The organism is Streptomyces sp. NPDC046712 (assembly GCF_040645695.1).
Taxonomy (GTDB): domain Bacteria; phylum Actinomycetota; class Actinomycetes; order Streptomycetales; family Streptomycetaceae; genus Streptomyces.
Genome location: NZ_JBEYYW010000028.1, coordinates 57655 through 71231 on the forward strand (window position 1 = coordinate 57655; position 13577 = coordinate 71231).

Consider the following 13577-nt stretch of genomic DNA (forward strand, 5'->3'; position numbering starts at 1 on the left):
GGAGGCGCCGCCGCCAGGAGGCGCCCCGGGAGGCCACGTACCAGGGTCACGCCTGCACGAACTCCGCCCCCCGGTCCCGCAGCCGCTCGTGCAGCGCCGCGAAGACCTCCGCCGAGCGGGCGCCCGGCCAGTCCTGCGGCAGCAGCTCGGCCGGCAGGACCGGGTCCGCGTACGGCAGGCGGCGCCAGGAGTCCAGGGCGAAGAGGTAGTCCCGGTAGGCGTCCTCCGCCGAACCCGGGGAGTCCGTCCGGGTGGCCGTCCAGGTCCGCAGGACCGGCTCGTGGGCGGCGAGGAACTCCTCGTGGAGCTTGGCGATCGCCGGCAGGTCCCACCACCGGGCCACCGCCTCCGCGGTCGCCGCGTACCCCAGGTGCTCGCCGCGGAAGAGGTCCACGTACGACGAGAGCTCCAGGCGTTCCAGGGTGTGCCGGGTCTCCTCGTACAGCCGCGCCGGGGCGATCCAGACCCCGGGGGCGGCCGTGCCGAAGCCCAGCCGGCCGAGCCGGGAGCGCAGCAGATGGCGCTTGTGGCGCTCGGCCTCGGGGACGGTGAAGACGGCGAGGACCCAGCCGTCGGACAGCTTGGGCTCCGTACGGGTGTAGATCCGGCGGTCGCCGTCGTCCAGGAGCTGGCGTGCGTCGTCCGACAGGGCGTATCCGGCCGCTCCGTCCGCCGTCCGGCGCGGCAGCAGCAGACCGCGCCGTTTCAGCCGCGACACCGACGAGCGCACCGAGGGCGCGTCCACGCCGAGGACGGCGAGGAGCCGGATCAGCTCGGCCACCGGCAACGGCTCCTCGCCCGGCGCGAGGCCGCGGCCGTACGCGCCGTACAGCGAGACGATCAGGGAACGGGGAGTGTGCTGCTCGGCCACGTGATCACTCTAGGGGGTGGCAGTGTCGTCGGGGTCTGCGCGCAGCCGGAATCGCTGCAGCTTCCCCGTCGCCGTCCGCGGCAGCGCGTCCAGGAAGACGATCTTGCGGGGACTCTTGTACGGCACCAGCCGGGCCCGTACGAACGCCCGCAGCGCCCCCGCCGTCTCCGCGTCGCGCGGCACCCCGTTCCGTACGACCGCGTACGCCACCACGATCTGGCCGCGCAGCTCGTCCGGGTGACCCACCACCGCCGCCTCGACCACGTCGGGGTGGGCCAGGAGCGCCTCCTCGACCTGAGGACCCGCGATGTTGAAACCGGCCGAGATGATCATGTCGTCGGCGCGGGCGACATAGCGGAAGTAGCCCTCCGCGTCGCGGACGTACGTGTCTCCCGTGACGTTCCAGCCGTCGTGGACGTACTCGCCCTGGCGGGGGTCCGACAGATACCGGCAGCCGACCGGGCCGCGCACCGCGAGCAGGCCCTCCTCGCCGTCGGGGACCTCGGCGCCCGACCGGTCGACCACCCGCGCCTGCCAGCCGGGCACCGGCCGTCCGGTCGTGCCCGGGCGGATGTCGCCGTCCGCCGCGGAGATGAAGATGTGGAGCAGCTCGGTCGCGCCGATGCCGTTGATGAGCTTCAGGCCGGTGCGCCGGTGCCAGGCGTCCCAGGTCGCCATCGGCAGGTTCTCGCCCGCCGACACGCACCGCCGCAACGACTCCAGCGAGGCGGCGTCGTGCCCGTCGTGCCGGTCCATCTCCTCCAGCATCACCCGGTACGCGGTCGGCGCCGTGAACAGCACCGACACCCGGTGCTCCGCGATCGCCCGGAGGAGCTGCTTGGGGCCCGCCTGTTCGAGCAGCAGCGCGCTGGCCCCGGCGCGCAGCGGGAAGAGCACGAGCCCGCCGAGGCCGAAGGTGAAGCCGAGCGGAGGGGAGCCGGCGAAGACGTCGTCCGGCTCCGGGCGCAGGACGTGCGCCGAGAAGGTGTCGGCGACCGCGAGGACGTCGCGGTGGAAGTGCATGCACCCCTTGGGCCGCCCGGTGGTCCCCGAGGTGAAGGCGATCAGGGCCACGTCGTCCGCGGCCGTCTCCACCGCCTCGTAGGTGTCAGGTCGGCCCATGGCGAGGGAGAGCAGATCGTCGGGGGAGTCCCCGCCGAACGCGGTGATCCGCAGCCCCGGCACCTCGGCCTTCACCAGGTCGTCGACGCTCCTGATGTCGCACAGCGCGTGGGTGCAGCGGGCCATCTCGCACATCACGGCAAGTTCCTGGGCGCGCTGCTGGGCCAGGACGGTGACGGCGATCGCCCCCGCCTTCATGACCGCGAGCCAGCAGGCGGCCAGCCAGGGAGTGGTGGGGCCGCGCAGGAGCACCCGGTTGCCGGGCAGGACGCCGAGGTCGGAGGTGAGGACATGCGCGATCCGGTTCACCCGCTCCAGCAGCTGTCCATATGTCCAGACATGCCCTGTATCGTCAAGGAATGCCGGACGCTCCGCGCCGAATCGTTCCACCGTGCGGTCGAGAAGTTCCGCCCCGCAGTTGAGCCGTTCCGGGTAATCGAGCCCCGGCAGGTCGAAGAGCAGTCGCGGCCACGCGCCGGCGGGCGGCAGATGGTCGCGCGCGAAGGTGTCGTGGTGGGCCGAGGGGGTCAGCTCCATGAGTTCGTCCCCTTGTCGTGGTGGGGTCGCCCATCGAGCGTATCGTGATAGTGACGACAGTCAACGGTGCGCGATAGAAGTCATGTCGGCGAGCGAGGCAGGGGTTCGAATGTCCGTATTCTCACTCGATCCAGTGCAGACCGCCCGGTGCGCGGAGCTGCGAACCCTCGCGGCCGAACGCCTGCGTCCCCTCGCCGAGAAGGGCGAGCCGGGGCGGGTCAACCGCCCCCTCGTCGCCGCCCTCGGCGAGCTCGGCCTGCTCGCCGGACTCTTCGAGGCCGGCGCACTCGACCTCTGCCTGCTGCGCGAGTCCCTGGCCCACTCCTGCACGGAGGCCGAGACCGCGCTCGCACTCCAGGGCCTCGGTGGTCACCCCGTCGCCGCCTTCGGCACCCCCGAGCAGCGGGACCGCTGGCTCCCCGAGGTCGTCGCGGGACGCGCCGTCGCCGCCTTCGCGCTCAGCGAGCCCGACGCGGGCTCCGACGCCGCCGCCCTCTCCCTGGAGGCGCGGCCGGACGGCGCGGGCGGCTGGCGCCTCCACGGCGAGAAGCGCTGGATCTCCAACGCCCCCGAGGCCGACTTCGCCACCGTCTTCGCCCGGACCACCCGGGGCGCCGGATCCCGCGGCGTCACCGCCTTTCTCGTCCCCGCCGACCGGCCGGGCCTCTCCGGCAGCCCCCTCGACATGCTCGCCCCGCACGCCATCGGCTCCCTCGAATTCGACGGCGTCCCGGTCGGCCCCTCGGACGTCCTCGGCGAGCCCGACCGCGGCTTCCGGGTGGCCATGACCACGCTCAACCGCTTCCGCCCCAGCGTCGGCGCCTTCGCCGTCGGGATGGCCCAGGCCGCCCTCGACGCGGCCCTCGCCCACACCGCCGCCCGCCGGGCCTTCGGAGGCGTCCTCGGCGACCTCCAGGCCGTCGCCCACCAGGTCGCCGAGATGGCCACCCGCACCGAGGCGGCCCGGCTGCTCGTGTACGCGGCGGCGGCCGCGTACGACGCGGGCGCGGCCGACGTGCCGCGCCGCTCGGCGATGGCGAAGCTGCTGGCCACCGAGACCGCCCAGTACGTGGTCGACGCCGCCGTCCAGTTGCACGGTGCGCGGGCGTTGCAACGCGGCCATCTGCTGGAACATCTGTATCGGGAGGTGCGCGCACCGCGCATCTACGAGGGAGCCACCGAGGTCCAGCGCACGATCATCGCCAAGGAGCTGTACGCCGCAGCCGCAGTCCCGGCCGCAGTTGCCGCCACAGCCACAGCCACAGCCGCGGCCGCCGCCACAGCCGCGGCGCCGAAGGAGCCGTCAGCCGCCGCCGAGTCGCCGAAGGAGCCGACCGTATGAGCCTGCACCGGCACAACCCCGCCGACCTGTCCCCGCCCACCGGCTTCTCCCATGCCGTGACCGCCACCGGCACCCGGCTGGTCTTCCTCGCCGGACAGACCAGCCTCGACCGCGACGGCAAGGTGGTCGGGGAGACCCTGCCCGAGCAGTTCGAGACCGCGCTCACCAACCTCCTCACCGCCCTCCGCCACGCCGGCGGCACCCCCGCGGACCTCGCCCGCGTCACCGTCTACGCCACCGACATCGCCGACTACCGGCAGCAGGCGCCCGAACTGGGCCGGATCTGGCGGCGGTTGGCCGGACGCGACTATCCGGCGATGGCCGTGATCGGAGTCGTACGGCTGTGGGACGATCAGGCCCAGGTGGAGCTGGACGGCTTCGCGGTGGTGGACTGACGGCACAGGGGGAGCCATGCCGGAGATCGAACTGACCGGGGGGACGATCGCGTACGAGGACACGGGCGGAACCGGTCCCGTCGTCGTGCTCCTGCACGGACTCGTCCACGACGCCACGGTCTGGCGGAACGTCCTCGCCGCGCTCGCCCCTGACCACCGGGTGCTCGCGCCCACGCTCCCGTACGGCTCCCACCGCACCCCGATGCGTCCCGGCGTACCGCTCTCGCCGGACACCGTCATCGACCTGATCGCCGAGTTCCTCGACCGGCTGGACCTCACCGACGTCACCCTCGTCGAGAGCGACTGCGGCCGCGCCCAGACCGTCGCCGTGCGCCACCCCGAGCGGCTCGCCCGCCTCGTCCTGATCTCCTGCGAGGCCTTCGACAACTACCCGCCCGGCGCGCCCGGCAAGATGATCGACCTGGCCTGCCGCATCCCCGGCGGGATCCTGCTCATGGCCCGCGTCCTCGGCTGGAAGCCGCTGCGCCGTCTGCCCGTCGGCCTCGGCGCGCTCACCAGGCGGCCCGTACCCGACGCGATCGCGGACGGCTGGCTGCGCCCCCTGCGGACCGACCCCGCGATCCGGAACGACTTCCGCCGCTACTGCCTGGCCGTACGCAGGGACGAACTCCTCCAAGCCGCCGAGGGGATGCGGAAGTTCGACCGGCCCGCGCTCGTCGTCTGGGCGGCCGACGACCTGATGATGCCGCGCGAGCACGGCCGCCGGCTGGCCGAACTCCTGCCGCAGGGGCGCCTCGTCGAGATCGAGGACAGCCGCACGCTCGTCGCCGAGGACCAGCCCGAACGTCTGGCGGCCGAGCTCAGGGCCTTCATCGCGGAGACGGCTTGATCAACTGGTCACACGCCATACCCGGGCTTAATGTCGAAAGGTGGACTGACCGGCCCACGGCTCCCTCACCAGGCAGCGAGGGCGCGATGCGCCATGAGTACACCGAAGCCGACGACACCAGCACCCACCGCCACGCCGAAGAAGCGCGATGACGGCAAGGGCATCGCCCTGTTCGTGATCGCCTCCTGCCAGCTGATGGTCGTGCTCGACATCACGATCGTCAACATCGCGTTGCCACACATCCAGAGCTCGCTGGATTTCTCCACCACCAGCCTGTCCTGGGTCGTCAACGCCTACACGCTGACCTTCGGCGGCCTGCTGCTCCTCGGCGGACGAGCCGGAGACATCCTCGGCCGACGCCGCGTCTTCATCTTCGGCATACTCCTGTTCGGATTCGCCTCCCTGCTCTGCGGACTTGCCCAGAACGACTGGCAACTCCTGGCCGCTCGCGCCCTGCAGGGCGTCGGCGGAGCGATCGCCTCCCCCACCTCGCTCTCCCTGATCACCACGAACTTCGAGGAGGGACCGGAACGCAACCGGGCCTTCGGCGTCTTCGCGGCCGTCTCGGCGGGCGGCGGCGCGATCGGCCTGGTGGCCGGCGGACTGCTCGTCGAATGGCTCGACTGGCGCTGGATCTTCTTCGTCAACGTGCCCATCGCGCTGCTCATCGCGTTCCTCACCCCCCGCCACATCAAGGAGTCCGAGCGGCACGCCGGCCAGTTCGACTTCACCGGGGCGCTCACCTCCACCCTCGGCATGGTGGCGCTGGTGTACGGGTTCATCCGCGCCGCCCAGGAGGGCTGGCGCGACCCCTGGACACTCGCCTCCTTCGGCGCCGCGGTCGTGCTGCTCCTTCTGTTCATCCTGGTGGAGCGGCGCTCCCGGCAGCCGATCACCCCGCTGCACATGTTCGCCGACCGCAACCGGGCGGGCACATACGCGATCATGCTCTGTCTGGCCGCCGCGATCTTCGGGATGTTCTTCTTCCTGACCCTGTTCGTACAGACCGTCCTGGACTTCAGCCCCTTGCGGACCGGACTCGCCTTCCTGCCGGTGAGCGCGATCATCGCGGTGGGCGCCGGGCTCACCTCCCAACTGCTGCCCAGGTTCGGGCCGAAACCCTTCATGGTCGTCGGCTCGCTGCTGTCGGCGGCCGGTCTGTCCTGGCTCACCCTGACCGATGTGCACTCCACCTATCTGGGCAGCGTCCTCGGCCCGATCCTGGTCTTCGGCTTCGGCATGGGCCTGATGTTCGTCTCGCTGACCCTGATGGCGCTGTCCAACGTCGAGCAGCAGGAGTCGGGTGCCGCCTCCGGACTGCTCAACGCCACCCAACAGGTGGGCGGTTCGCTCGGGCTCTCGATCCTGGTGACGGTCTTCGGCACGGCCAGCCGCAACGAGGCGGACGTACAGGTGCCCGCCTTCCTCTCCCAGGCCGGGCCCCTGGAGAAGGCCGAGTTCGCCAAGACCGGGCAACTACCCCCGCCCTGGGCCGACGAGGTCCTGACGGCCGGCGTCTCGTCGGGCTTCATCACGGCGGCGGCGTTCTCGGTCGTGGCGTGTGTGATCGCCATCTTCGCCATCCAGGTGCGCCCCTCGGACATCGAACGCCTCAAGGGCGGGATGGGACCACCGGGGGTCGGTTGAGTGAGGGACGGGCCCGGGCGGCGCCGAGAAGGCGCCGCCCGGACCCGTGTGTCAGGGGCAGCTGATGCGGGTGTCGCCGCTGTCGGTGGTGCAGGTGTCGGTGTGGGAGCCGCCGTTGGCGGTGTCGTTGCCGGAGACTCCGTCGACGGTGTTGAGGGTGTCGCTGTCGTACGAGCCGGTCAGGGTGTCGCTGCCCGGGCCGCCGATGAGGGTGTCGTTGCCGTAACTGCCGTTGATGTTGTCGTTGCCGGGGCCGGCGTGGACGGTGTCGTTGCCGAAGCTCGCGTTGACGGTGTCGTTGCCGCTCAGCGCGCAGATGACGTCGGTGTAGTACCCGCCGTTGAGGGTGTCGTTGCCGCTGGTGCCGATGATGGTGCAGCCACGCCCGTTGTTGACCGTGGTGGTCATCGTCGCCGTGTCGTTGCTCGCGTTCCGGTCGTCCTCGGTGGCGTCGACGCGCGCCGTGTCGGTGAGGGAGCCGGTGCGCCGGGGCTCCACGACCACGGTGACGACGGCGGTGGCGGAGGGCTGGAGCGTACCGATGGCGCAGCTGACCGGAGCCGGGGAGAGCGTGCACGTGCCGCGCGTGCTGGTGGCGGAGAGCACGGTGGAGGTGGCCGTACCGGTGAAGGTGTCGGTCAGCCGGACGTCGGTCGCCGTGGTCGTGGCGCTGTTGTTCGTCACACGCAGGGTGTACGTCACGGTGTCCCCGATGTTCACCGTCGCCGGCCCGGACTTGGTCACCGACAGGTCCGCGTCCGGCGGGGTCGGCGCCGGGGCGCCGGTCCCGTCGTACCGGAGCACGGCCCGCGCGGTGAAGTCGTCCGTGACGCCCGAGACGACGATCTTCCCGTCGGGCTGGAGGACGAGGGACCGGCCCTCCTCCCAGTCGTTGGCGAAGTCGAAGCCGACGTCCGTCGTCACCTTGCCGTCGCCGCTGAACGAGGAGTCCAGGCTGCCGTCGGCGAGGTAGCGGGCCACCGCGAAGTCGTTCTCGCTCGGGGCGCCGCCGCCGACGCCGGTGGCGACGATCTTCCCGTCCGGCTGGAGCGCCACGTCGTGGGCCGCGCCGAGCCCGGCGACGAAGGTGGTGCCCACCCGGCCGTCACCGCCGAAGGAGGTGTCCGCGGCGCCGCCCGTGGTGAAACGGGCGACGGTGAAGCCCTCGGGGCTCTGGCCGGCCACGACGATCCGGCCGTCGGACTGGAGCACGACACCGTGGGCGGTGTCGTAGGCGCCGCCCCAGTCGACCTCAGCGCGGCCGTCCCCGTCGAAGGACGCGTCCGGGGTGCCGTCGGGGAGGTACCGGGCCAGGGCCGCTTCGGTCGCGTACGTCGGGGAGAGGTACCCGCTCTGCCCGACGGCCACGATCCGTCCGTCGGAGTGGACGGCCAGGTCCTGCACGGACGCCCCGCCGGCCGGGAAGGCGGTCCGCACCTGGCCGTCACCCCCGCCGAAGGCGGTGTCGAGGGCGCCGTCGGGCAGCAGTCGGGTCAGCAGGAACTCGCTCCCGAACGACCCGCCGACGAGGATCCGGCCGTCGTCGAGGACCCGCAGCGCCTGTCCGATCGACCCCCGGCCGACGTCGGGGAACGCCCGGCCGTTCACCCCGAACGTCGGGTCGGGCGCGCCGTTCGCGGTGAAGCCGAGCACGGTGAGCTGCGCCCAGGTCACCCCGTTCTCCTCCGCGACGCTGTAGCCGGCGACGAGGATCCGTCCGCTCGCCTGGAGCGCCACGGCGTAGCCCTCGTCGTTGTCGCTGAGGTCGGCGGTGACGGCGCCGCCGGTGCCGAACGAGGCGTCCGGGGTGCCGTCCGCGGTGTACCGCAGCAGCGAGATGTCGCTGCCGGGGCCCTCGGCCGGGGTGAGGGTGCCGACGGTGAGGATCTTGCCGTCGGGCTGGAGGACCATGTCCCGACTGTCCTCGTAGTAGGGCAGGTCGGTGACGACGATCCCGTCGCCCCCGCCGAAGCCCGGGTCGAGATCACCGGCAGCCGCGCTCGCGACGCCTGGCCCGACGAACGCGAGCACCGCGCCGACGGCGGTCGCCGCACAGGCGCGTCGGAGTCTGCTTCGAAGACCGGAGGGGGACGTTGGCATGCGAACGACTCCTTCAGAGGACGCCCGGGGGATTGATCGCGACTCGCGACGGATCGTAGGAGCCACGAACACCCCCACCCCCGGGTCCCGTCCGGACACGCCGCGCACTACGGCTGTACGGAGCAGAGCAGCGGCCCCGGCGCCTGTCGGGGCCGGCCCGTACGGTCGTCGTCATGATCGTGAAAGCGCTCGCCGCCTCCGCCCCGACCGCCACCGCCGTCCGCGAACTGCTCGCCCTCCCGACGATGCCCCCGGTGCCCGACGACGCGTTCCTCGACCACAGCTCGCACGTCCTGGGCTGGGAGTTCACCGACCTGGTGTGCGACGCGGAGCGGACACGGCACGGGCACGTCCTCTCGTACGACGTGGACAATCCGCTGGGCGACGGGACGGCGACGTTCAACCTGGTCTTCGCGGAGGCGTATCCGTACCACCCGGACAGCCCGAACGACGTGCGGCGGCTGACCGGAGACGTCCGCGCGTGGGCGGACGAGCTGGGATGTCAACTACCGACCGACGACACGGCACTGCGGGAGTGGGTCGTCGCCCGAATCAACTGGTAGCGGGCCACGAACCGCCCCCGGCCGTGGCCCGCTGCGCCCTAGATGTCCCGGAAGATCTCGATCTGTGCGCCCACCGAGTTCAGGCGCTCCGCGAGTTCCTCGTAGCCCCGGTTGATGACGTACACGTTCCGCAGGACCGACGTGCCCTCGGCCGCCATCATCGCCAGGAGGACGACCACGGCCGGGCGCAGGGCCGGGGGGCACATCATTTCGGCTGCGCGCCAGCGGGTCGGGCCCTCGACCAGGACGCGGTGGGGGTCGAGGAGTTGGAGGCGGCCGCCGAGGCGGTTGAGGTCGGTGAGGTAGATCGCGCGGTTGTCGTAGACCCAGTCGTGGATCAGGGTCTTGCCCTGGGCCGTCGCCGCGATGGCCGCGAAGAACGGCACGTTGTCGATGTTGAGGCCGGGGAAGGGCATCGGGTGGATCTTGTCGATCGGCGCCTCCAGCTTGGAGGGGCGGACCGTCAGGTCGACCAGGCGCGTGCGGCCGTTGTCCGCCGCGTACTCCGGCGAGCGGTCGTGGTCGAGGCCCATCTCCTCCAGGACCGCGAGCTCGATCTCCATGAACTCGATCGGGACGCGGCGGATCGTCAGCTCCGACTCGGTCACCACGGCCGCGGCCAGCAGGCTCATCGCCTCGACCGGGTCCTCGGAGGGGGAGTAGTCCACGTCCACGTCGATCTGCGGCACGCCGTGCACGGTCAGTGTGGTGGTGCCGATGCCCTCCACCCGTACGCCCAGCGCCTCCAGGAAGAAGCACAGGTCCTGGACCATGTAGTTGGAGGAGGCGTTGCGGATGACGGTCACGCCGTCGTGGCGGGCCGCGGCCAGCAGCGCGTTCTCGGTCACGGTGTCGCCGCGCTCGGTCAGCACGATCGGGCGGTCCGGGACCACCGACGGCTCGACCTGGGCGTGGTAGAGGCCCTCGGTGGCGGTGATGTCCAGACCGAAGCGGCGCAGCGCGATCATGTGCGGCTCGATCGTGCGCGTACCGAGGTCGCAGCCGCCCGCGTACGGCAGCCTGAAGCGGTCGAGGCGGTGCAGCAGCGGGCCGAGGAACATGATGATCGAGCGCGTGCGGATCGCCGCCTCGGCGTCGATCGAGTCCATGTCCAGCTCGGCCGGCGGCACGATCTCCAGGTCGACGCCGTCGTTGATCCAACGGGTGCGCACCCCGATGGAGTTGAGGACCTCCAGGAGCCGGAAGACCTCCTCGATGCGGGCGACGCGGCGCAGGACCGTGCGGCCCTTGTTGAGGAGCGAGGCGCAGAGCAGCGCGACACAGGCGTTCTTGCTCGTCTTGACGTCGATGGCGCCGGAGAGCCGGCGCCGACCGACGACCCGCAGATGCATCGGGCCGGCGTAACCCAGAGACACGATCTCGCTGTCGAGTGCTTCACCGATGCGCGCGATCATCTCAAGGCTGATGTTCTGGTTGCCGCGTTCGATCCGATTCACGGCACTCTGGCTGGTGGCCAGGGCCTCCGCGAGCTGCGTCTGGGTCCAGCCGCGGTGCTGGCGCGCGTCACGGATGAGCTTGCCGATGCGTACGAGGTAGTCGTCTGCCATGGCGTCACGTTATCTCAGATATGAGATGACGCTCGCGAGGGGGTGGGCTGTCAGGGTGACGGAGTGTGCGCAGTGGGGTGACGCGGTTCATAGAGGGGCAGTTCGGCCCCGCTCGGCATCCGCACGGCGGCGAGCAGTCCCCAGCCCTGGTCGCTGATGGGCCGTGAGATCTCCGCCCCGCGATCCTCCAGCGTGGTCAGCGTGCGCGTGATGTCCTCGCACATCAGGTACAACTCGTGCTTCGGCTCGCCCGCGGTGGGGTGGACGGCGAGCTCCGCGGGCGGCAGCCCGAAGATGAGCCAGCCCTCACCCGCGTCGACGTGGTCGAAGCCCACGACGTCCTTGAGAAAGGCCCGGTCGGCGTCCGCGTCCGGGGTGTAGAGAATCACATGTGCGCCGCTGAACATGGTTCGATCCTCGGCTCGCCCTACGGCCGCGGCAATCCTTCCGCCGCCGTACGGGGCGGGGGTGGCGCCAGCCCGCCGACGCGGGCGGCCGCACGGTGCGCGCTCGGGCGGGTCCCGTACACCCGGTGGAACGCCACGCTCAGCCCGAACGCGCTGCCGTAGCCGACCTGCCGGGCGATCGACTCCACCGTGGCGTCGGTGCGCGCCAGCAGATCGGCGGCGAGGGCGAGGCGCCAGCCGGTCAGATAGGCCATGGGCGGCTCGCCGACCAGCTCGCCGAAGCGGCGGGCGAGCGTCGCCCGCGACACGCCGGTCTCCTCGGCGAGCGCGGTCACGGTCCACGGACGGGCGGGACGGTCGTGGATCAGTCGCAGCGCCCGGCCCGCGACCGGGTCGCCGAGCGCCTGGTACCAGCCGGGCGGATCGGCCTCCGGGCGGGTGAACCACTCCCGCAGCGTGGACAGCAGCAACAGATCGAGGAGTCGGTCGAGAACGGCTTGTTGTCCCGGTTCGTCCCGGGCGACCTCTTCGGCGGTGAGGTCGAGGATCGGGCCCGGCCGCCCGTCATGGCGCACCACGAGCGCACGGGGGAGCGCGCTCAGCAGACGCTCCGAGACGCGACCGCCGACCTGATAGCTGCCGGTGAGCAGCACGGTCGGACCGTCCAGGCTGTTCCCGCAGGTGCGCAGGCCCAGCACGATGTCCTCGCTGATCTCCTCGCCGTCGGCCGTGGTGCACCGGTAGGGGCCTTCCAGCACGTACAGCGGCGGCGTCTCCGCCTCGGCGGTGTCGGCGACGGAGAACGGCTCCGCTCCGACCACGACGGCCACATCGCCCATGCCGAGCGCGACCGGCGGTTCCGCGCCGCCCGGCACGACCCAGCCCGAGCCGCGCAGCATCGTGACCAGATTGAGCGGCCGGCGGTCGGCGAAGCGGACCGACCACGGCGGCGCCAGGATGTTCCGGCTGAACAGGGCTCCGTCGGAACGCACTTCGTACAGGAGACTCGCCAAGGCATCCACGCGGCAAGACTAGACGCGCGTGAGACGCTCGGACATCGAATTGAGCGGGCAGGCCATTCCACGCCTCATGGGTGAACGGTTTGACTCCTCTCATGACGACGAAGACGACGAACTCCGCGAACCCGATGAACTCTGCGAACTCCGCGAACGCCGCAACCTCCACGAACTCTGCGAACTCCGTGAACTCCGCGAACGCGACGAAGCCGATCCTGGTCCTCGGCAGCACCGGCAAGACCGGGAGCCGCGTGGTCCCCCGCCTCCGGCAGCGCGGCCACGAGGTCCGCCCCGTCTCCCGCAAGGGGCCGATCCGCTTCGACTGGACCGACGAGAACACCTGGGAGCCCGCCCTCGCGGGCGCCGGCGCGGCCTATCTGGTCGACTCACAGTTGCCCGACGCCGGGGCGTCGATGCGCTCCTTCGCGAAGCTCGCCGCCTCCATGGGGGTCGAGCGCCTGGTGCTCCTGTCCCACAGCGACTGGGTGGTGGCGGACGGGGAGGAGAAGCTTCCCTGCGAGCGTGCGGTGCGGGAGTCCGGCGCGCGGTGGACGATTCTGAAGCCCGCCTGGTTCGCGCAGAACTTCAGCGAGGACCCGTTCTTCCTCGGTCAGCTCCTCGACGGCGAGGTCGTGTCCTCGACCGGCGACGGCGTCGAGCCGTGGGTCGATGTCGAGGACATCGCGGACGTCGCCGTGGCGGCCCTCACCGAGGACGGCCACGACGAGCAGGCGTACGCGCTGTCCGGACCGCGCCTGCTGAGTTTCGGCGACGTGGCCGAGGAGATCGCCCGCGCCACGGGCCGCGACATCGCCCACCGCCACGTCCCGCCGGCCGACTTCGCGGCCTACGGTGCACGGCGGGGGGTGTCGGAGGAGCATGTGGAGCTGCTGAACATGCTGTACGGCTGGATCCGCGAGGAGCGCTTCGCCCGCCTCGGCGACGGCGTCCGGCGCGCGCTCGGCCGCGAACCGCGCGATTTCGCCGACTATGTGCGGACCACCGCCGCGACCGGGGTGTGGCACGGCTGACCGGACGGTCAGCAGGATGACGGCCGTCACAGTCATGCCGGGCATGACCGAGCCGCGGTGATGCACTAGAGTTATCTCGACATCGAGATAACTGCTTACGGCGCACCGCGGCCGCCCACCCGGTAAGG

Annotated in this window: 12 protein-coding genes; 6 read left to right on the top strand and 6 right to left on the bottom strand. The window is 71.5% G+C overall.

The features are described from left to right. Nucleotides 1-46: 46 nt before the first annotated feature. Together ABZ939_RS29660 and ABZ939_RS29665 are read right to left on the bottom strand one after the other, a co-directional pair. Nucleotides 47-871, bottom strand: a complete 825-nt coding sequence (locus ABZ939_RS29660) for a PaaX family transcriptional regulator C-terminal domain-containing protein (RefSeq protein WP_361861731.1) — start codon at nt 869-871, stop codon at nt 47-49. A gap of 9 nt (nt 872-880) precedes the next feature. Continuing rightward, nucleotides 881-2530: an AMP-binding protein gene (locus ABZ939_RS29665; protein WP_361861734.1), complete on the bottom strand. Its 1650-nt coding sequence runs from the start codon at nt 2528-2530 to the stop codon at nt 881-883. 109 nt (nt 2531-2639) lie between these two features. Between ABZ939_RS29665 and ABZ939_RS29670 the strand changes: the two genes are divergently transcribed. From ABZ939_RS29670 to ABZ939_RS29685, 4 genes are all read left to right on the top strand, one after another. Continuing rightward, the gene (locus tag ABZ939_RS29670) at nt 2640-3872 is read left to right on the top strand and encodes an acyl-CoA dehydrogenase family protein (protein ID WP_361861737.1); all 1233 of its coding nucleotides are present in this window, start codon (nt 2640-2642) and stop codon (nt 3870-3872) included. Then, on the top strand, nt 3869-4267 hold the full coding sequence (locus ABZ939_RS29675; RefSeq protein ID WP_361861740.1) for a RidA family protein: 399 nt from the start codon (nt 3869-3871) through the stop codon (nt 4265-4267). Before ABZ939_RS29670 ends, ABZ939_RS29675 begins: the two co-directional genes overlap by 4 nt. Nucleotides 4268-4283: 16 nt before the next feature. Then, entirely contained in the window at nt 4284-5117 is an 834-nt protein-coding gene (locus ABZ939_RS29680; protein WP_361861743.1) for an alpha/beta hydrolase, read from the top strand. A 93-nt stretch (nt 5118-5210) separates the two neighbouring features. Next, on the top strand, nt 5211-6764 hold the full coding sequence (locus tag ABZ939_RS29685) for an MFS transporter (RefSeq protein WP_361861746.1): 1554 nt from the start codon (nt 5211-5213) through the stop codon (nt 6762-6764). 51 nt (nt 6765-6815) lie between these two features. Here ABZ939_RS29685 and ABZ939_RS29690 read toward each other — a convergent pair whose 3' ends face one another. Continuing rightward, the gene (locus ABZ939_RS29690) at nt 6816-8864 is read right to left on the bottom strand and encodes a calcium-binding protein (protein ID WP_361861749.1); all 2049 of its coding nucleotides are present in this window, start codon (nt 8862-8864) and stop codon (nt 6816-6818) included. 173 nt (nt 8865-9037) lie between these two features. Between ABZ939_RS29690 and ABZ939_RS29695 the strand changes: the two genes are divergently transcribed. Next, the gene (locus ABZ939_RS29695) at nt 9038-9427 is read left to right on the top strand and encodes a hypothetical protein (protein ID WP_361861752.1); all 390 of its coding nucleotides are present in this window, start codon (nt 9038-9040) and stop codon (nt 9425-9427) included. Between the two features lie 38 nt (nt 9428-9465). Here the strand turns inward: ABZ939_RS29695 and ABZ939_RS29700 are convergent, their stop codons facing one another. Genes ABZ939_RS29700 through ABZ939_RS29710 form a run of 3 tightly spaced genes read right to left on the bottom strand, consistent with a single transcriptional unit; the run spans nt 9466 to nt 12424 of the window. Further along, nucleotides 9466-10995: a UDP-N-acetylglucosamine 1-carboxyvinyltransferase gene (locus ABZ939_RS29700; protein ID WP_361861755.1), complete on the bottom strand. Its 1530-nt coding sequence runs from the start codon at nt 10993-10995 to the stop codon at nt 9466-9468. A gap of 50 nt (nt 10996-11045) precedes the next feature. Then, nucleotides 11046-11402 carry a VOC family protein gene (locus tag ABZ939_RS29705; protein ID WP_361861758.1) on the bottom strand — a complete coding sequence of 119 codons (357 nt, stop codon included), beginning with the start codon at nt 11400-11402 and terminating at the stop codon, nt 11046-11048. A 20-nt stretch (nt 11403-11422) separates the two neighbouring features. Then, nucleotides 11423-12424 (bottom strand): AraC family transcriptional regulator, encoded by a 1002-nt coding sequence (locus ABZ939_RS29710; protein WP_361861761.1) that lies wholly within the window; start codon nt 12422-12424, stop codon nt 11423-11425. 92 nt (nt 12425-12516) lie between these two features. Here ABZ939_RS29710 and ABZ939_RS29715 point away from each other — a divergent pair, with 92 nt between their 5' ends. Further along, complete coding sequence (locus ABZ939_RS29715; protein WP_361861763.1) at nt 12517-13449, top strand: NAD(P)H-binding protein; 933 nt, start codon at nt 12517-12519, stop codon at nt 13447-13449. Nucleotides 13450-13577: the final 128 nt, after the last annotated feature.

Bases quoted from the DNA above. Each gene is read 5' to 3' on its own strand.
- ABZ939_RS29665 (WP_361861734.1), bottom strand. From the start codon at position 2,530: ATGGAGCTGACCCCCTCGGCCCACCACGACACCTTCGCGCGCGACCAT.
- ABZ939_RS29670 (WP_361861737.1), top strand. From the start codon at position 2,640: ATGTCCGTATTCTCACTCGATCCAGTGCAGACCGCCCGGTGCGCGGAG.
- ABZ939_RS29675 (WP_361861740.1), top strand. From the start codon at position 3,869: ATGAGCCTGCACCGGCACAACCCCGCCGACCTGTCCCCGCCCACCGGC.
- ABZ939_RS29680 (WP_361861743.1), top strand. From the start codon at position 4,284: ATGCCGGAGATCGAACTGACCGGGGGGACGATCGCGTACGAGGACACG.
- ABZ939_RS29685 (WP_361861746.1), top strand. From the start codon at position 5,211: ATGAGTACACCGAAGCCGACGACACCAGCACCCACCGCCACGCCGAAG.
- ABZ939_RS29690 (WP_361861749.1), bottom strand. From the start codon at position 8,864: ATGCCAACGTCCCCCTCCGGTCTTCGAAGCAGACTCCGACGCGCCTGT.
- ABZ939_RS29695 (WP_361861752.1), top strand. From the start codon at position 9,038: ATGATCGTGAAAGCGCTCGCCGCCTCCGCCCCGACCGCCACCGCCGTC.
- ABZ939_RS29700 (WP_361861755.1), bottom strand. From the start codon at position 10,995: ATGGCAGACGACTACCTCGTACGCATCGGCAAGCTCATCCGTGACGCG.
- ABZ939_RS29705 (WP_361861758.1), bottom strand. From the start codon at position 11,402: ATGTTCAGCGGCGCACATGTGATTCTCTACACCCCGGACGCGGACGCC.
- ABZ939_RS29715 (WP_361861763.1), top strand. From the start codon at position 12,517: ATGACGACGAAGACGACGAACTCCGCGAACCCGATGAACTCTGCGAAC.